This is a genomic window from Streptomyces sp. NPDC002209 (assembly GCF_042890265.1).
In the GTDB taxonomy this organism is placed as follows: domain Bacteria; phylum Actinomycetota; class Actinomycetes; order Streptomycetales; family Streptomycetaceae; genus Streptomyces.
This window is the reverse complement of sequence record NZ_JBIARX010000004.1, coordinates 34,959-52,442: the sequence shown is the minus strand read 5'-3', so window position 1 is coordinate 52,442 and position 17,484 is coordinate 34,959. Positions and strand designations below refer to the sequence as shown.

Genomic DNA, 17,484 nt, shown 5'->3' with positions numbered 1-17,484 from the left:
GGTGTGGGTGAGCCGTCGATCTCTGCGCCGCTCTTGCTGAAACAGAGTCCCTCGACCTCCGCGTCGGCCGGCAGTTGCAGGGTGCCGTCACCGGTGTGGCAGGTGTCCACAGAGGGACGCCTCACCTGCGAAGTTTCCTGTTTCGACGGGGGAGTCGGGGGCGGACTGCCTGGCCGGCGCAGCCGTGGTGTCGGCGGCATGTCGGGGGACTGTCGGTCCGATGTCGGTGGGGCCCGGCACATTTCCAGGGGTACGGCCGGGTGTCCATCCGGCTGTTGGTCTGGGAGGGGATTTCTCGTGCATGACGTAGTGATCGTGGGCGCAGGCCCGGTCGGTCTGTTCCTCGCCTGCGAGCTCGGCCTCGCCGGCTGTTCCGTCCTGGTGCTCGAGCGGGAGCCGGAGCCCGGCTCCCCGTGGAAGGCGGAACCACTGGGGACGCGCGGCCTGTCCGCCGCCTCGCTCGAGGCGTTCTACCGTCGCGGGATGCTGCACCCGCTGCTGTCGGCGGTGGGCGCCGACGGCGATTTCGCCGCGGACCCCGACGCGGACGAGGTGTCACCCCCTCGCTGGGCGGGCCACTTCGCCGGCATGATGCTCGACCCGGCCAAGGTCGACGTCACCGCCCTGCCGTTCCGGCTGCCCACCCCGGCACCGGACGTCCTGCTGACGCACCTCGAAGCGGTCGAGGCGGTACTGGCCGAGCAGGCAGCCAAGCTCGGAGTGGACATCAGGCGCGGCGTCACCGTCTCGGCCATCGCCCAGGACGACGAGGGCGTGGTCGCGCACGCCGCCGCGGACGCGTACGCGGCGCGCTGGCTCGTCGGCTGCGACGGCGGCCGCAGTACGGTGCGACGGCTCGCGGGCTTCGACTTCGTCGGCACCGAACCGCAGTTCACCGGCTACACCATGCAGGTGACCGTCACCGATCCCGAAAAGCTGCGGCCCGGGTTCAATCTGACGCCGACCGGCATGTACATCCGCATGCCCTCGGAAGGGCACTTCGGCATGATGGACTTCGACGGCGGCGCGTTCGATCGCTCGCAGCAGCCGACCCGCGACCATCTCCAGGCGGTTCTGCGCCGCGTGTCCGGCACCGACGTGACGGTGAGCGACGTCCGTCTCGCCTCGAGCTTCACCGACCGGGCGATGCAGACGACGACGTACCGGCAGGGACGCGTCCTGCTCGCCGGAGACGCCGCCCACATCCACTCCCCCCTGGGCGGCCAGGGACTCAACACCGGTATCGGTGACGCCATGAACCTGGGCTGGAAGCTCGCGGCGACCGTGCACGGGCACGCGTCGGACGGGCTCCTCGACACGTACACCGGCGAGCGCCATCCGATCGGCGCAGCGGTACTCGACTGGTCGCGCGCCCAGGTGGCGGCCATGCGCCCGGACCCGCACGGCCAGGCGGTGCAAGCAGTGGTTCGCGACCTGATCGCGACCCGTGACGGAACGACCTACGTGTTCGAGAGGCTCTCGGGAGCGTGGGTCCGCCACGACCTCGGCGGCGAGCATCCGCTCGTCGGCCGCAACGCCCCGGACCTTCGTCTCGAGGACGGCACGCGCCTCGGCGACCTGATGCAGGACGGACGGGGCGTGGCGCTCGATTTCAGCGTCGACCGACGCCTGCGCGGTTCAGCGACGGGCTGGCAGAGCCGCATACGCTACGCGGCCGGTCCTGCGAGGAACGACCTCGGACTGGGCGCCGTGCTCGTCCGGCCTGACGGCACGGTCGCCTGGGCGGGTGATCGCATCCCTGACCGCGAAGCGTTCGAGCAGGCCGCGAGCCGCTGGTTCGGTGGCCGGGAGATCTCCTGATCGCCGGAACACCGACGTTCCCATCCGCTTTCCCCTCCTCACCCTGGTTCAAGGAGCGCACATGACGATCACCGTCCGGCCGGGAAGCACCGTGATGTTCACCGGCGATTCGATCACCGACTGCCAACGGCTGGAGAGCGAAGACGGTCTCGGGTTCGGCTACCCGCTGCGCATCGCGGGGGACTGGGGACTGCGGCACCCGGACCGGACCGTGAACTGGCTGAACACCGCGAACGCGGGCGACAAGGTGACGGACCTCGAAGCCCGCTGGCAGACGGACGTACTCGACGCGCGCCCGGACGTGCTGTCGATCCTCGTCGGGGTCAACGACATGGGCTGGCACACGCTGGACCCGAAGGGGCGCGTGATCCCCGCGGAGGAGTTCGAAGCGGGGTATGACCGCCTGCTCGCGCCCCTCGTGGAGACGGGTACGAAGCTGATCCTCATCGAGCCGTTCCTCCTGCCGATCCCCGGCGTCGTCGAGGCAGGCGCCGCGCTCATAGGCGAGAAGGAGCGGGAGGAATGGCGCACCGACCTGGACCCGAAGATCCAGGTCGTGCGCAAGCTCGCCCGCACGTACGGGGCGCATCTGCTCGCCGCCGACGGCATGTTCGCCGAACTCGCCGCGCGGACCGGGCCGGAGTACTGGGCCGCGGACGGCGTCCACCCGACGCCGGCCGGTCACGCCGCACTCGCGGCGGCCTGGCTGCGAATGGTCGAGTGACGAGCCCCACGGGCTCGGGCCGCCGTTTCGCTCACGGTTCGCGGACGAACGCCGAAGCCTTGTCCACCGTCGGACCGGTCCGCGCCGCGGAGTCGAGCCCGCCCACGACCCACGGTGCTGCGCAGTGACACGTTGGCCTCCAACGCCCGTGGCCGTATTGCTCGAGCACCATGACCAACGGGAGGACGAGCCCTGTGTGTTGACCGGACCCGAGGTGCTCGGCCGCGCCCACCAGGTTGCACTCCTCGGTGCCGCACTCGGACGCCGCCTGCGCTTCCGAGCGCTCCCCGCCGACCTCGCGCGGTCACGACTGCTCGCGAAGTGGGCCATCGACCACGCGGCCGAGTTCGGCTGACGGAAGACCGCGACGCGGACGGAAAACGTGACCGGCCCGCACGACCTAGCCCAGAGACACCCCTCGGCCGGCGAAGAACCGGGCGAACTCCGCTACGGGCAGGGTCGCGCTGCGCGCCTGCCCGGTGTGGCCGGACGGGTTGCGGAACTGAACCGTGCCGCCCCGGCGGCCGGTGACGAGCACGAGGTGCCCGCCCTTGCCCGGGGCGGGGTTCTCGGGGCGCCGGATCTCCTTGTGGACGGAGGCGATCACCAGGCGACCGGTGTCGAGCAGCGCGAGGAGCTCGGGCACCGCCAGGTGCGGGTGCACCTCTGCGGCCAGCGCGTGCACGTCCCGTACGTACTGGGCGAACGGGGCGTAGATCAGGCCGTGGATCGCTCCGGTGTCCGGGTCTTCGGTGTAGGCCCCGTACTTCCGGGCGCCGTCGAGGAGCTCGAACAGACTGGGCGCGTCACTGTTGCGCGCGAGGAGCGCCATGCGCAGGCAGGCGATGCCGCACATGTGGCCGCACCACCGGCGGTACGTGTCGAGGTCGGGGGCGCCGGACTCGGCCCAGCGGGGGTCGTCCGCGCTGTCGCGGCCCTCGTAGACGATTGCGGCGATCAGGTCCGGGCTGGCGTACTGCGTGATGGTGGGGAAATGCGGTTCGGACACGTGCGGCTTCCTTCCGGTGGGCGGGCTGGGTCATCGGGCGATGGAACGCGGGCAGGTCCACGCCGCCGCCGGAGATCACCACCCCGATCGTGCCCGACTCGCGCCGGCGCGGCCACGGAGGACGTCGTCAGGCGGCGCTCCTGCCACTGGTTTGCGGATGGCCCGGGCCGGTCTCGGCGGCTCCGGAGCTCGCAGGCGCTACGGTCGACGGACGGACCGGGCGGCCCTCTGCCGCGCCGGGCGAGCGCTGCCGATGCGGAGTACGCCGTGATCCCCCTTTCGCTGGAAGCCGTCGCGGCCGCCGTCGGCGGCCGTCTGTGCGACGTGCCGGACCCGTCCGCGCTGGTGACCGCACCTGCGGCCGTCGACTCGCGCGCGGTCGAGCGCGGTGGTCTGTTCGCCGCGCTGGCCGGTGAGCATGCCGACGGGCACGCCTTCGCGGCGGACGCCGTGAAGGCCGGGGCGGTGGCGGTCCTGGCCGGCCGGCCCGTCGGCGTTCCCGCCGTGGTCGTCGACGACGTACTGGACGCGCTCGCCGCGCTCGCCCGCAGGCTGCTGGCCGAGGTGCCGCAGGCGATGGTGATCGGGCTGACCGGCTCGGCGGGCAAGACCGGTACGAAGGATCTCATCGCACAGGTGCTCCCCGGGCTCGGGCCGACGATCGCGACGGTGAAGTCGTTCAACGGGGAGATCGGCATGCCGCTGGTCGTGACCCACGTGGACCGGGACGTGCGGTACATCGTGCTGGAGATGGGCGCTCGCGGCATCGGCCACATCTCCCACCTGACGCGCATCGCCCCACCCACGGTCGGCCTGGTCCTCAACGTGGGAACCGCGCACGTCGGCGAGTTCGGCGGACGTGAGCAGATCGCCCGGGCCAAGGGCGAGCTCGTCGAGGCCCTCCCCGCCAAGGGGCTGGCCGTCCTCAACGCCGACGATCCGCTGGTGGCTGCCATGGCGCAGCGGACCCGCGCCCAGGTGTTGACCTTCGGCACCGACAGGAACGCCCACGTACGGGCGGTGGACGTCACGCTCGACGCGTCCGGCCGGGCCTCGTTCACCCTCGTCGCCGTCGGCAGCGACGCGCGCGTCGAACTGTCCCTGCACGGCGTGCACCACGTCTCCAACGCGCTGGCCGCGGCCGCCGTCGCGATCGGGCTGGGCGCCGACGTGGAGAAGACCGCGGACGCGCTGTCCCGCGCGGTCCTGGTGGCATCCGGCCGCATGGAGGTCACCGACCGGCCCGACGGGGTGCGGGTCGTCAACGACGCGTTCAATGCGAACCCCGATTCGATGAAGGCGGCGCTGGCGGCACTCGAGGCCATGGCCGACGGACGGCGGACCGTCGCGGTCCTGGGCGAGATGAAGGAGCTCGGAGACGCCGGCGGCGAAGGACACCGGCAGGTCGGCCGCCTCGTCGCCGCCTCCGGCGTGAACGTGCTCATCGCGGTCGGCGGAGCCGACGCGCAGGCGATGGCCGAGGCCGCACGGGAGGACGACCCGCGCCTGCAGGTGGTCAGCGCCCGCGACAGGGAGCACGCCCTGACCCTGGCCCGGAACCTGATCGAGCCGGGGGACATCCTCCTGGTGAAGGGCTCCCACAGCGTCGGGCTGGAGCACACGGCGGTCTGCCTGGCCCAGCCCGACACCACGGCGGACCACCGCTAGACGGCGGTCAGGCGGTGGGCGTACATTCTTATTGCGACATATGTTCGATTTACCTTGCCCTCGGGTCGACCTCCCGAGTCGGCAGGCCGGCGGGCGGGTGTGTCGCGTGCAGGCAAAGGTCGATCAGTGACCGCGGGGTTTGAGGGGCGCGGACCACGGGCGGCTCATCGCCCGTGGAACGGGAAGGGCGGGCGGCCGACCCCGCTCGCCGGAGCGCTGCGCCCTGATTGCGCACATATCATGTGAAGTGTGATCGAGTCTGGACGGCCGCGGCTGCCTCGGCGCTACGGCCGGGGGAGGCTTGTGCGGCTGTCCCCGGTCATTCTGACCGTCGTGATCGCCAGCCTGGCCTACGCCACTCCGCCGGAGATGGCCTTCAGCCGCCTTCTGCCCGCGGCGCCGGCCCTGGCCGCTGCCATGTGGCCGGTCCTCCCCACCGTCCTCCTCGGGACGGTCTGCCTCTGTCTGATGATCGGCCTCGGCTTCGTCTTCCCCGATCTGGGAACGTGGTGGACGGCCGCGGGGATCATCGCGGTCACCGTGGCCGCCGCGTACGGCAGCCACCTCCGCCTCCAGCGGGAGCGCACCCTCCTCCAGGTACGGCTCGTCGCCGACGCGGCGCAACAGGTGGTGCTGAGCCCGATGCCACGCCGGATCGGGAACGTCGAGATCGAGTCGCTGTACCTCGCGGCCGCGGCGGAGGCCAGCATCGGCGGGGATTTCTACGAGGTGGTCGACACGCCGTACGGGATCAGGCTGCTCATCGGTGACGTGCGGGGCAAGGGCCTGCCGGCGGTGGGAGCGGCCGCGGCGATCGTCAACGCCTTCCGGGAGGCGGCCTACGGCGAGACCGACATGGTCAACGTTGCGCGCAGGATGGACGCCAGCAGCACCCGCTACAACGCCGCGTTTCCCCCCGACGGGCCGATGGAACGCTTCGCCACCGCCCTCCTCGCCGAGATCCCCCACGAGGGCAGACGTATCAAGATCCTCAACTGCGGACATCCCCCGCCACTGCTCCTGAACCGCAGGAATCTCCGTTTCCTCGAGCCCGCCACCCCCTCGCCGCTGCTCAGCCTCGCGGAACTGATCGGCGACCACTACAGCGTCGACACGTTCGACTTCGCCCCTGGTGACCTGCTGCTCCTCTATACCGACGGGATCGCCGAAGCCCGCGCCCGCAACGGCGAGTTCTTCCCGCTCGCAGCTTGGATGAGTGGACAGCCCCCGACACCGCCCCGCGAACTGCTGACGGCTCTCCACCGCGACCTCCTGCGCTACAGCAGGGGACGGCTCGACGACGACATCGCCGCCCTCGCCGTACGCCTGGGCGACCCCGAGGCAAGGAGTCCCGGCGAACTCAGGGACGCCATGGAGACGGGGGAGTGACGGAGACCGGGGGAGAGGAGCGGCAAGGGTGTGGTGCCCGCCCGGCCGGTCGCCGTGCTGGCAGGATGGCGGCATGGAACGTGTGCTTGGCATCGGCGGGTACTTCATGCGGGCGGCCGACCCGGCGGCCCTGAGCGCGTGGTACCGCGACTGCCTGGGCCTGGACGCCGATGAGAACGGCCTGTGGCGTCAGGGAGCCGGGCCGACCGTGTTCGCGACGTTCGAGTCCGGGACCGACTACTTCGGGTCCCCCGCCCAGCGGACGATGCTCAACTTCCGGGTCCGCGACCTGGACGCGATGCTCGCGCAATTGCGTGCCAAGGGGGCGGACGTGGCCGAAGAGACGCAGGACATGGAGGGCGTCGGTCGATTCGGCTGGGTCACCGATCCCGAAGGCAACCGGATCGAGCTGTGGCAGCCCGCCTGAGGACGACGGCGGCCCGGGTGACGGGAGCGTCGCCGTGCTGTACGACTCCGGGCGCGGTCGGTCAGCCGCTGGCGTGACCCGCCGCCACCAGGCCCGATTCGTACGCCGCGATGACTGCCTGGGCACGGTCGCGGACGCCCAGTTTGGTGAAGATGCCGGTGATGTGGTTCTTGACCGTGGAGACGCTGATGTCCAGGTCGCCGGCGATCTCCGCGTTGTCGAACCCCGTCGCCAGCAGAAGCCAGATCTCCAGCTCGCGCGGTGTGAGACCGGCCGGAGCCGTCGCCGCCGGGCGCGGCCGGGCGGAGGCCCGGACGTAGGTCGAGATCAGCCTGGTGAGCAGTCGGGGCGCGACGGCGGCCTCACCGGCGTGCACGGTGTGCACCGCGGCGATGAGCTCCTCCGGGGAGATGTCCTTGGGGAGGAAGCCGTACGCGCCGGCGCGCAGGGCGGCGACCACGTACTCGTCCATGTCGAAGGTACTGAGGGCCAGAACGCGGGATTCCGGTAGTGTCCGGGCCAGCTGCTCGGTGGCCTGGACGCCGTCGAGGACCGGCATCCGGATGTCCATGACGACCACGTCGGGCCGCAGCTCGTGGGACAGGGCGACGGCCCGGGCGCCGTCCTCGGCCTCGCCCACCACCTCGAACGCCGGGTCGGGCGCCAGGATCAGGGCCAAGCCCCTCCGTACCAGCGGCTGGTCGTCGGCTATGAGCACACGGATCATCCGCGTCGGTCCTCTCCCCGTCCCCCCGGGTCGCCCGCCGGGAGCCTGGCCGCCACCCTGAACCCGCCGCCGTCGCACGAGCCGGCCTCCAGGGTGCCGCCTTGCAGCGCGACGCGTTCCCGCATTCCGATCAGACCGTACCCGCTGCCGGAGCCCGGCCGCGAAGCCCCCGGCCTGGCGGCGCCCTCGCCGTCGTCCCGTACCTCCACCTCGACGCCGTCCGGACCGTACGTCAGCCGTACGCGGGCCCGCGCGCCGACCGCGTGCTTGCGGGCGTTGGTCAGGGCCTCCTGGACGATCCGGAACACCGTCAGGCCGACGGTCGGCGGCAGCGGGCGGACCGTGCCCCGTACGGTGAACTCGGTGGGCGTGCCGGCCAGCCGGGACTCGGTGATGATCCGGCCGAGGTCTGCGGTGCCGGGCTGCGGCGCCGGCGGGACCTGCTCCGGTTCCTCCCCGGCCCGCAGGACGTCGAGGAGTTGCCGCATCTCCCGCAGCGCCATCCGCCCGGAGTCCTCCAGGGTGACCAGCGCCTCGCGGGCCGCACCCGGGTCGTGCGCCAGGTTGGCCCGGGCGCCGCCGGCCATCAGCTGCATGGTGGTGATGTGGTGCGCGACGATGTCGTGCAACTCGCGTGCGATCCGGCGGCGTTCCTCGGCCACCGCCCGGTCGGCCAGCAGGATGCGCTTGGCCTCGGCCTCCTGCTGCCAGCGCCGCACCACCAGTCCGGTGCCGACGACGAGCACCACGGCGACCGTGTTGCCGAGCAGGCCCGGCAGGACGGACGAGTCCCCGTGGCCCCCGCTGATCATCGTGAGCGGCACGGTCGCGACGGCGGCCGCCGCCGTGACCGCCGGGCCGCGCAGGCGGGTCACGGTGTACAGCGCGACCATGTAGGCGGCGGAGAAGTGCGGGCCCTGCGGCGTGGTCAGGTTCAGCGCCACGCCGAGGACGAGGACGGCGCCGAGCACGGTCACGGGCCTCGCCCGGCGGGCCAACAGGCAGGGCGCGGCCAGGACCACGAGAACGAGAGCCGGCACGGTGACGGGCCGGCCGTCGTCCGCCGCGCCGAGCGAGTAGCCGATCAGGTCGTTCACCGCCGCCCCGATGGCCACCAGCGCGTCATTGCGGGTCCAGTCGAAGACCGGCCGGCGCGCCTTCGCCCTGCCCTCGCCGGAAACGCCCTCGCCGGAAACGCCCTCCCCGACACCGCCCACGACCGGATCGTCCCCGCCGGTCCGGCTCCCGCTGCGTATCGGCATGCCCGCCGGTCCCCCTCCGTCAGCGGCCCGCCGGACACCTACCGGGGCACCGCAATGCGCGTACGGAACATCATTCTCGCAGCGGCTGTACGGCGGGCTCCCGACCCTGAGGGGGAGGCCGGACCAGGACTCCGGTCCTAGTCCGGCGAGTACGCCGGACCCCGGTCCCGGGCGCGGGTTCCTCCCCGGCAACGACGTTTCGCAGCGCGACCGCTGATGAGCTGGACAACGTCCGGGAACCCCCGGTCGATCGAGCTACGGAGGACCCTGTGATCCGCGCCCTGACCGGCTTCGCCACCCGAAGTCCCTGGAAGGTCATCGCCCTCTGGGCGGTGCTGGGCATCGCCACGACCATCCTCGGCCAGGCGTTCGTCTTCCGCGTCACACAGCCCAGTACGGGCGAGTTCCTGCCCGCCACCTACGATTCGGCTGCAGCCCTGAAGGTCGCCGAGGAACACTTCGGGGTCGAGCCCGACGCCAATCCGCTCACCATGCTGGTCGCCCGGGCGGACGGGGCGAAGCTGTCCGCTTCCGACGAGCTGCTGATCGACGCCGAGGCAGCGAAGCTCGCCCGGCGCGAGGTGGCGATGCCGAAGACGAAGGAAACGCCGCCCTTCACGAAGGACCACTCGCAGGTCCCCCGGGTCAGCCCGGCGATGACGGCGCCCGACCGGAGCTTCCGGCTGCTGTCGGTCGAACTGACCGGCAATCCCCTGGACCCCGGGATGCAGGACCTCTACCGGGCCTTCCGCGACCAAGCCCGGGCCGAGTTCAACGAGGCGGGAATGCGGACCGGGTTCACGGCCGGGCTCGCGAACAGCGTGGACACCGCCGATGCCGAGAAGACCCGGTCGACGGTCGTCGGGATCGCCATGCTCGCGGTGATCGTGCTGCTGCACGTCCTGGTGTTCCGAAGCGTCCTGGCGGCACTGCTCCCGCTGCTCGTGGTGTCGGTCATCGGCGGCGCGGCCTCGGGCGTGGTGGTCGGCGCCTCGCTGCTCACCGGAGTCCGACTCGATGCCTCCACACCGCAGTTGATCGGCGTGGTGCTCATCGGGATCGGCATCGACTACTTCCTCTTCCTGCTGTTCCGGTTCCGTGAGCAGCTGCGCAGCCGGCCCGAGCAGACCGGTCGTACCGCGGCGGCCGAGGTCGCCGGCCGGGTGGGTACGGCGGTCACCTCCGCGGCGCTGACGATCGTCGCCGCGTTCTCCACCCTCGGGGTCGCGTCCTTCGGCCAGTTCCGGGTGCTCGGCCCGGCGATCGCCGTGTCCGTACTGGTGATGCTGCTGGGCAGCCTCACCCTGATGCCGGCGCTGCTGGCCGTCACCGGGCGGAAGATGTTCTGGCCCTCGCGCGGCCTGCGCCGCGAGGGGCCCGAGGGCATGGCCGGGCGTACGGGCCGGCGGGTGGCGAAGCGTCCGGTGACGATGGTGCTCGCCTCGCTGGCGCTGCTCGGCGCGCTGGCGGCGGGTCTGACCGGGATGCGGACGGACTACGGGCCGGGTGGCGCGGGCGACACCGGTACGGCGGCGGCCCGCACGGCGGCCGAGATCTCGCGCGCCCTGCCCGCCGGGGTGTCGGACCCGACCACCGTGTTCGTCACCGCCTCCGACGGCGGCAGCCTCGACGCCGCCGCGCTGGGCGGACTGTCCAAGGCCCTCGCAGCGGTCGAAGGCGTCGGCCAGGTCGCCCCGGCCGTACCCAGCGAGGACGGCAGGGCGGCGCGGATCGACCTGTTCCTGACCGCCGATCCGCAGGGACAGCAGGCCCGTGACCTGGTGTCCGGACCGGTCCGGGACGCGGTGGCCGGGCACCGGCCCGACGGCACCGAGGCGCACGTGGGCGGCACGGCCGCGCTCTTCGCCGACATCTCGTCCGCCGTCTCCGGCGACCTGAAGGTGGTCTTCCCGGTGGCCGCGGGCCTGATCTCGCTGATCCTGGTCCTGCTCCTGCGCAGCCTGCTCGCACCGCTCGTCCTGATGATCTCCGTCGGCCTGGGCTTCGCGGCGACGCTCGGCGCCTCGGCACTGCTCTCCCAGAACCTGCTGGACCGGCCGGGGGTCAACTTCATGCTGCCGCTGGTGCTGTTCCTGTTCGTGGTCGCGCTGGGCACCGACTACAACATCCTGATCGGCGACCGGATACGGGAGGAGATGGAGAAGCCCGGTCCGGCCCGGGCGGCGGTGGCCCGGGCGGTACGGCACACCGCTCCGGCCATCGCAACGGCGGGCCTGGTCCTGGCCGCCTCGTTCGGGAGCCTGGCCGTCAACCCGAACCCGGGCACGCAGGAGATCGGATGCGCGACGGCGCTCGGGATCATGCTGTCCGCGTTCGTCCTGTCCATCGTGCTGGTTCCGGCGCTGGCCGCGCTGCTGGGCCGGTCGATGTGGTGGCCGGTCCGGCCGCGGCGCACGGACCGCACCGCCGTCCACAGCGGCGAGAACCGGCACGACGGGCACGACGGGCGCGCCGAGGACGAGGAGCGGGCCGTACCGGTGGGCTGATCGGGCGCCGGACGCACGAACCCGCCGGCGCGCGGAGGACCGTACGGCCCTTCCGCGCGCCGGCGCGGGCAGGACCGGTGCCGCCGGGAACCCGTCACCTTTCCCGCCGCACGAAGGCCCCTGCACGCTCGGCACGTCACCGTGCGGGGCGGTGGCCTACAGCACCACGATCCCCAGGGGCCGTTCGCCCGCCGCGAGTCGGCGCGTCGTACCGCTCGGCAGGTCCACGACGGTGATCCCGTTCCAGTAGCCGTCCCGGGTGAAGCCACCCGTGACGTATGCGGTGCGGCCGTCCGCGGTGACCGCGACGTTCTCGTGCGGCCCGGTCAGCGGGACCGTGCGCTCCGTCCCGTCGGGGGACCGGACCGTCAGCGAGGCCGCCCCCTCGCCCTCCGCCGCGCCGACCACGAGCAGCGTGCCGTCGGGGGCGAGGGCGGCCCCGTGCTGGTGGATGTCCGCGGTCATCGGCTCGACGGAGACCCGGCCCGTACCGTGGTCCAGCACCGCCAGCCTCTCGCCCTCGAACGGCAGCAACAGCCGCCCGTCGGAGGGCCGCACCACCGCGTAGTGCGGTTTCAGCCAGGAGCCGAGGCCCCGTTCCCCGTACGGGGCGACCACCAGCCGCCGCGCCGCGAGGGTGTCGGCGCGCACGGCCGTCACGTCGTAGGAGTCGTGCCCGGTCGCGTACACCTCGCTGCCGTCCGCCGCGACGTCCACGTCGAAGGGGCGGCGGCCGACGGGCACGGTGGCGGTCACCGTACGGGCAGCCGTGTCGATGACCTCGAGAACCCCCGGGCCGCCGGGCACGTTGACCCCCACGTACAGTCGCCGCCCGTCGGGCGCGAGCGCGATGCCCATCCCGCCGCCCCGGTACTCGCCGGTGGTCACGGGCCCGCTGCGGGTGCGGTACGGGATGCGGCCCAGGCCGGTGCGGGTGGCCGTGTCCACCACCGCGACCCCCTGCGCCGTCGCGACCCAGGCCCGCCCGTCCGCGCCGAGTGCCAGCCCGTACGGGGCGGTTCCCACCTCCACCGAGCCGACCGGGCCGCGCGCAGGATCCACGAAGGTCACCGTCGAACCGCCGAAGTCGGTGACCAGGAGCGTGCCGTGCGCCGTGGGCACGGCCGCGTCGGCTGCCGATGCGTCGACCCGTGGTGCCGCCGCTGCCCCGGCCCCCTCCGGGCCGCTCGTACGACCTCCACCGCCAACGCCACCGCCAAGGCCCGCCGCGCACCCGGCGAGCACGGCAACCCCGGCCAGGACCAGCGCCAGCCGATGCCCTGCGGCCCGGTGTACGCGGGGCGCGCTCACCGCAGCAACTCCGCGATCTCGGCGTACCCGCGCCGCTCCGCGTGCGCGAGCGCCGTCACCCCGTCGCCGTCCGCCAGTTCCCGGTCCGCCCCGGCGGCGAGGAGCAGCCGTACGATCTCCTGGTGGGCCGGACCCCCGTCGCCGAGGATCACGGCCTCCAGCAGGGCGGTCCAGCCGAGCCGGTTGACGTGATCGACCTCGATGTCCGTGACCGCCAGCACCTCCCGTACGTACGCGACGTGCCCGCGCTCGCTCGCCGGGATGTGCGACACGCCGCCGAACCGGTTGGTGCGCCGCAGGTCCGGATCGGCCGGGAGCAGCACGCGCAGCATCGGCACGCTGCCCGTCACCCCGGTGACCAGCCAGGCGCTGTCCTGGCGGGCATCCTGGGCGTCGACGTCTGCGCCTGCCGCCACGAGCACCCGGGCCACCTCCACATGGTTCCCGAGGGAGGCGAGGAGCAGCGGCGTGCGCAGCTCCTCGTCGCGCACCTCGACGTTCGCGCCCCCTTCGACCGCCGCCCGTACGGCAACGGCGTCCCCGGCCCGCGCGGCGTCCAGCAACCGGCGATCGATGTCGTACATCCCGTACCCCTCATCCGCTCCACGGCCCCGCGGCCACCTGTCCTGACCCCGATCCTCTCCCCGTGTTCCGGAGCGTCCCGCCCCCGGACCGGCTCGCGCTCGTCATCCGATCGGCTGATGCGCAACGGACCGCTGTCCGCTCATCCGCGACCGGTACCGTCAGGCGCCCTCCGGCCCCGCGAAGCGCAGGCACGAGCCGACGTCGCGGCGGAGCGAGCGGACCGCGGGCGGTGGGGCGTACGACAGCCGGACCAGTATCAGCTCGGCGTTGTCGGGGCGGTGCGGCAGGATCTCGGCCAGCCTGGTGCGCAGGGCCCGCAGCGTCGCGATCTCTTCGGTGTCGAGCCCGGCTCCACCGCCCCGTTCGACGCGCGCGAGGAGGTAGAGCAGCGCGGTGAGCGGCTGCACCGCCAGGCCGCGGGAGGTGGCGGTCAGCCACAGCCGCTGGAGCGCCCGGCCCCCGCGCGCGTAGGCGTCGGGCGTCGTGCCGGGAATGCTCAGGACGCCGATCGCCGAGGACGCGGCGACGAGTTTGCGGGCGCCCTCCTCGAACGAGGCACCGCCGCCGATCCGCCGGATGAAGGCGAGGTTCGGCCAGTGCCGGGCGATGGAGATGCCGGCCAGGTCCGTCCGGTCGAGCTGGAGCGTCGCGACGTCGATGCCGTCCCGGGTGCGCCGGACCTCCTCGTCGTCCCAGCGCATCTCGGCCATCATGTCGCGGTGCAGCGCCGGCGACATGATGCGCAGCCGGTCACCGGCGCCCAGGATGCGGCCGGCGTCTTCCAGCCCGTCCCGTTCGGTGACCAGGTCGAGCAGTGCTCCGCTCTCCTGCGCGCACCGCGTCAGCGCGTCGGCGTCCGGACCCGCGAGCGGGGTGTCCGCTCCCGGGGCGCGATTGGTCGTACGGTGCCCGATCCAGTCGGCGAGCGGCACCCGCGGGCCGTCCGCCGCGCCCGGCCCTTCGAGGTCGAAGGAGAGTGCGCAGACCAGGCCGGGATCGGCCGGATCCGGGAAGAGACGGGCCCGACAGGCCCACCCGGCCGCGCGGGCGGCCAGGTCGATGTTCTCCACCGCCGCACCGATCGCCAGATGACTGGCCGACCGCTCGAAGTCGAGCAGTGTCGGCGCCAGGTCCCCGGCGATCCGGCACTCCAGCACCCGTCCCCGCGAAACGAACCGCCACGGTTGGACGTTGCCGCCGGACGGGGCCTGTATCCCGTACGAGACGAGACGGCGCACCGCCTCCTCGTCCAGCGGACGTCCGGACTCGGGGAGACGGAGGGGCGCGGTGACCTCCCGCGCGGCGACCTCCCGCGCAGCCCCGGCCGGGGGAGGCTCCTCGGACCGCAGAATCGTTTCTGTTCCGTCGCGGACCAGTTCCCCGGGATCGACGAACCAGCGCCCCGACGCCGTGAAGGTCCCCAGGAGCAGACGGCGTGCCGTGTCGGTGACCAGCGCGGCGCCGAGCGCCACCCCCGAGGCGAGCTGCGGCCAGGAGGAGATGGTCTGCCCGATCTCGACCAGCGACGGTACGAACCGCTCCGACGGCCGTTCCTGGTCGAGGATCCGCAGGACGTACGGCACCTTCTCGCGCGTGGACAGCGTCTTGAGTTCGGCGGCCGTCACACCGCTCAGCAGCCCGTGCAGCAGCGGGCGGTGCGGTTCGCGGTCGAACCGCTCGACGTCCACCATGCCCCGCTCGTTGGTCTCCATCAGCACGGGGATGCGGTGCGCGCGGGCCCGCTCGCGGGCGTACACCTTGATGTACAGGTCGTCGCACTCCTCCACCAGGAGATCGGCGCGCCCGCCGCCGGTCAGGAACGCGTCGACGTTCTCCTCGGTGAGCCCCTGCGGCCAGACCTCGATGTCGAGATGGGGGTCGATCTCGTACATCTGGCGTGCGGCGATCACCACCTTGGGCAGGCCGACATCGGCCACCGAGGCCCGCAGGCGGTTGAGGTTCGACAGCGACAACCGGTCGAAGTCGGCGAGCCGGAACCGGCTGCCCACACCCTCCTGGGCGAGCGTGACCGCGCTGGCCGCCCCGACCGAGAGGCCGATCACGGCGATCGTGCGGCCCGTCAGGAGCTCCTGCTCCGCTGCCGTGATCTTGTACCGGTTGCGGGACTGCCGCAGCTCGCGGTACTCGTCCCGGGGCAGTACGTGGACGAGTTGCCGCGACCACGGATACCAGGCCCAGGACCCGTACGCGCTCGCCGGCCGCCCGCCCAGGTGCGCCTCCACGGCGGCGGCGAGCCCGTCCGCGTCCGGGGACCAGTCCGGCCTGCGTGCGGTCAGCAACTCCGCCACCTGCTCGCCGAGCGCGTCCCGGACGGCGGTCACCTCGCCGCGCTCCAGCAGCGCACCGAGGGCCGTACGGTGCACGGGGTCGTCGAGCGAGTACAGCGTGGGCCGCAGCGGGGCGCCTTCGCCGGCGGTGGCGGTGGTGCGGGAACTGATCAGTGTTTCCAGGCTCATGGGCCACTTTCCGTGAAGTCCCGTGCGGACACGGGCGACGGGCGCCGCCGTCGGCTGCCGTCAGGCGGGTACGGGTACGGGTACGAGCCGGAGCCTACGATCCGGCCGTCCCGTACCGCGGCGGTTTCGTCGGCTCCGGCCAGGCCTGCGACCGGGGTGTGCGCCCAGGCGTGTGAGCGCCCGTGCGCGCCTGGCGCGCACCACCGTCCGGCCGCGGACACCGCTCCCGGCCCCGGCGTCATGGGCCCGAAACGTCAAGGGTGATTGTCACTCTATTACCGCCTATGGATGGCTTGCGTAGGTTCATCGATCTTCGCGTGCTTATGCTTCACGCGCTATGACGGAAAGTCAGAACTCCCGCGCTTTACGGGAATCAGCCGACGTGATCGTCCTCGGTGCCGGTCCGGCCGGGCTCGTTCTCGGAATCCTGCTGCACGCAGCAGGGATCGACTGCGTCCTCCTCGAACGCGCCTCCCGCACCCATGTCCAGACCAGGGCCCGCGCCGGGTTCCTCGCCCCCAACACGGGGCGGATCCTGGACCGCCACGGCCTCGCCGACGGACTGCACCGGCACGGCCGCCGCCACGGCACGTGCGAGTTCCGCACCGAAGACGGCCGGTTCCGGCTCGACTACGGCGCCCTCGGCCAGAGCGGGCAGCACCACGTCTACCCGCAGCAGAACCTGGTCACGGACCTCCTGACGCACTACCTCGACCGCGGCGGACGCATCCGTTTCCAGACGGAGGCGCTCGCCGTGCGCGACGCCGACGGCACCCGCCCGTACGTCACGACGCGCGAGCCCGACGGCCGTCCCACCCGGTGGACCGCCCGATACGTCGCCGGTTGCGACGGCCGGCACGGGGCGGCCCGCCGCTCCTTGCCGCCGGGCGCCGTCCGCCGCCACCACCACGACCACGGTGTGACCTGGCTCGGCCTCCTCGCCGAGGCCCCGCCGAGCCTCGACGCCGTGGGCTACGCCATCCACGACCGAGGCTTCGCCGGCCACATGGCCCGTACCGCGGACGTCACCCGCTACTACCTCCAGTGGCAGCGCGGCATCCCCGCCGACGCCTGGTCCGAGCAGCGGATCTGGGACGAGCTGGACCTGCGGATGCGCGCCGCGGACCACGGCCCGCTGCACCGGGGCACGCTCCTGGAACGCGGGATCTTCGACCTGACCTGCGACGTGATCGAACCGCTGTGCCACGGCTCGCTCTTCCTGGCGGGCGATGCGGCGAGTCTGCTCGCCCCGGCCGCCGCGAAGGGCGCCAACCTCGCCGTCCTGGAGGCCGAGATCCTGGCCGGAGCCCTGACCGACGCCCTCACCCGGGGCGACACCGCAGGCCTCGACGGGTACTCGGACCAGTGCCTGGCGCACATTTGGCGAGCCCAGGAGTTCACCGGGTGGATGACCCGGCTGCTGCACACCGCACCCGACGGGAACCAGGGTGCCGGATCGTTCTTCCACGCCGCCCTGCGGCGCTCCCGGCTCGCTTCGCTGCGTACCTCGCGCATCCACCAGGAGTGGTTCGCCGAGAACTACGTCGGCATGTGACGGCTGCTGCACCCCGCCCCCC

At 72.7% G+C, this 17,484-nt stretch carries 14 protein-coding genes; 8 read left to right on the top strand and 6 right to left on the bottom strand.

What is annotated here, in order from left to right; genetic code table 11:
• Positions 1-297 precede the first annotated feature (297 nt).
• The 3 genes from ACFYXK_RS09720 (at position 298) to ACFYXK_RS09710 (ending at position 2,900) form a co-directional block, all read left to right on the top strand.
• On the top strand, positions 298-1,821 hold the full coding sequence (locus tag ACFYXK_RS09720) for an FAD-dependent oxidoreductase (RefSeq protein ID WP_389410604.1): 1,524 nt from the start codon (positions 298-300) through the stop codon (positions 1,819-1,821).
• Between the two features lie 61 nt (positions 1,822-1,882).
• Positions 1,883-2,545, top strand: coding sequence for a GDSL-type esterase/lipase family protein (locus ACFYXK_RS09715; RefSeq protein WP_389410603.1), 663 nt, complete (start codon positions 1,883-1,885; stop codon positions 2,543-2,545).
• A gap of 196 nt (positions 2,546-2,741) precedes the next feature.
• Positions 2,742-2,900 (top strand): hypothetical protein, encoded by a 159-nt coding sequence (locus ACFYXK_RS09710; protein ID WP_389410602.1) that lies wholly within the window; start codon positions 2,742-2,744, stop codon positions 2,898-2,900.
• Positions 2,901-2,945: 45 nt separating this feature from the next.
• Here ACFYXK_RS09710 and ACFYXK_RS09705 read toward each other — a convergent pair whose 3' ends face one another.
• Positions 2,946-3,554, bottom strand: a complete 609-nt coding sequence (locus ACFYXK_RS09705) for a C39 family peptidase (protein ID WP_389410601.1) — start codon at positions 3,552-3,554, stop codon at positions 2,946-2,948.
• A 267-nt stretch (positions 3,555-3,821) separates the two neighbouring features.
• Between ACFYXK_RS09705 and murF the strand changes: the two genes are divergently transcribed.
• From murF to ACFYXK_RS09690, 3 genes are all read left to right on the top strand, one after another.
• Entirely contained in the window at positions 3,822-5,222 is a 1,401-nt protein-coding gene (gene murF / locus ACFYXK_RS09700; protein ID WP_389410600.1) for a UDP-N-acetylmuramoyl-tripeptide--D-alanyl-D-alanine ligase, read from the top strand.
• Positions 5,223-5,471: 249 nt separating this feature from the next.
• Positions 5,472-6,611 carry a PP2C family protein-serine/threonine phosphatase gene (locus ACFYXK_RS09695; RefSeq protein WP_389410599.1) on the top strand — a complete coding sequence of 380 codons (1,140 nt, stop codon included), beginning with the start codon at positions 5,472-5,474 and terminating at the stop codon, positions 6,609-6,611.
• Between the two features lie 73 nt (positions 6,612-6,684).
• Positions 6,685-7,038, top strand: a complete 354-nt coding sequence (locus ACFYXK_RS09690; RefSeq protein ID WP_383518497.1) for a VOC family protein — start codon at positions 6,685-6,687, stop codon at positions 7,036-7,038.
• A gap of 61 nt (positions 7,039-7,099) precedes the next feature.
• Here the strand turns inward: ACFYXK_RS09690 and ACFYXK_RS09685 are convergent, their stop codons facing one another.
• Together ACFYXK_RS09685 and ACFYXK_RS09680 are read right to left on the bottom strand one after the other, a co-directional pair.
• Positions 7,100-7,765 carry a response regulator gene (locus ACFYXK_RS09685; RefSeq protein WP_389410598.1) on the bottom strand — a complete coding sequence of 222 codons (666 nt, stop codon included), beginning with the start codon at positions 7,763-7,765 and terminating at the stop codon, positions 7,100-7,102.
• The gene (locus ACFYXK_RS09680; RefSeq protein WP_389410597.1) at positions 7,762-9,027 is read right to left on the bottom strand and encodes a sensor histidine kinase; all 1,266 of its coding nucleotides are present in this window, start codon (positions 9,025-9,027) and stop codon (positions 7,762-7,764) included. Before ACFYXK_RS09680 ends, ACFYXK_RS09685 begins: the two co-directional genes overlap by 4 nt.
• A 269-nt stretch (positions 9,028-9,296) precedes the next feature.
• On the opposite strand from ACFYXK_RS09680, the gene ACFYXK_RS09675 reads away from it, so the two are divergent.
• The gene (locus ACFYXK_RS09675) at positions 9,297-11,534 is read left to right on the top strand and encodes an MMPL family transporter (RefSeq protein ID WP_389410596.1); all 2,238 of its coding nucleotides are present in this window, start codon (positions 9,297-9,299) and stop codon (positions 11,532-11,534) included.
• A 156-nt stretch (positions 11,535-11,690) separates the two neighbouring features.
• Here the strand turns inward: ACFYXK_RS09675 and ACFYXK_RS09670 are convergent, their stop codons facing one another.
• The 3 genes from ACFYXK_RS09670 to ACFYXK_RS09660 form a co-directional block, all read right to left on the bottom strand.
• The gene (locus ACFYXK_RS09670; protein ID WP_389410947.1) at positions 11,691-12,779 is read right to left on the bottom strand and encodes a hypothetical protein; all 1,089 of its coding nucleotides are present in this window, start codon (positions 12,777-12,779) and stop codon (positions 11,691-11,693) included.
• Positions 12,780-12,841: 62 nt separating this feature from the next.
• Positions 12,842-13,429 carry an ankyrin repeat domain-containing protein gene (locus ACFYXK_RS09665; protein ID WP_389410595.1) on the bottom strand — a complete coding sequence of 196 codons (588 nt, stop codon included), beginning with the start codon at positions 13,427-13,429 and terminating at the stop codon, positions 12,842-12,844.
• Positions 13,430-13,588: 159 nt separating this feature from the next.
• Positions 13,589-15,907 (bottom strand): Rv1355c family protein, encoded by a 2,319-nt coding sequence (locus ACFYXK_RS09660; RefSeq protein ID WP_389410594.1) that lies wholly within the window; start codon positions 15,905-15,907, stop codon positions 13,589-13,591.
• A gap of 382 nt (positions 15,908-16,289) precedes the next feature.
• Here ACFYXK_RS09660 and ACFYXK_RS09655 point away from each other — a divergent pair, with 382 nt between their 5' ends.
• Positions 16,290-17,462, top strand: a complete 1,173-nt coding sequence (locus ACFYXK_RS09655) for a 4-hydroxybenzoate 3-monooxygenase (RefSeq protein WP_389410593.1) — start codon at positions 16,290-16,292, stop codon at positions 17,460-17,462.
• Positions 17,463-17,484: the final 22 nt, after the last annotated feature.

Coding starts and splice junctions, on each gene's coding strand:
- ACFYXK_RS09715 (WP_389410603.1), top strand. CDS start 1,883: ATGACGATCACCGTCCGGCCGGGAAGCACCGTGATGTTCACCGGCGAT.
- ACFYXK_RS09690 (WP_383518497.1), top strand. CDS start 6,685: ATGGAACGTGTGCTTGGCATCGGCGGGTACTTCATGCGGGCGGCCGAC.
- ACFYXK_RS09685 (WP_389410598.1), bottom strand. CDS start 7,765: ATGATCCGTGTGCTCATAGCCGACGACCAGCCGCTGGTACGGAGGGGC.
- ACFYXK_RS09680 (WP_389410597.1), bottom strand. CDS start 9,027: ATGCCGATACGCAGCGGGAGCCGGACCGGCGGGGACGATCCGGTCGTG.
- ACFYXK_RS09665 (WP_389410595.1), bottom strand. CDS start 13,429: ATGTACGACATCGATCGCCGGTTGCTGGACGCCGCGCGGGCCGGGGAC.
- ACFYXK_RS09660 (WP_389410594.1), bottom strand. CDS start 15,907: ATGAGCCTGGAAACACTGATCAGTTCCCGCACCACCGCCACCGCCGGC.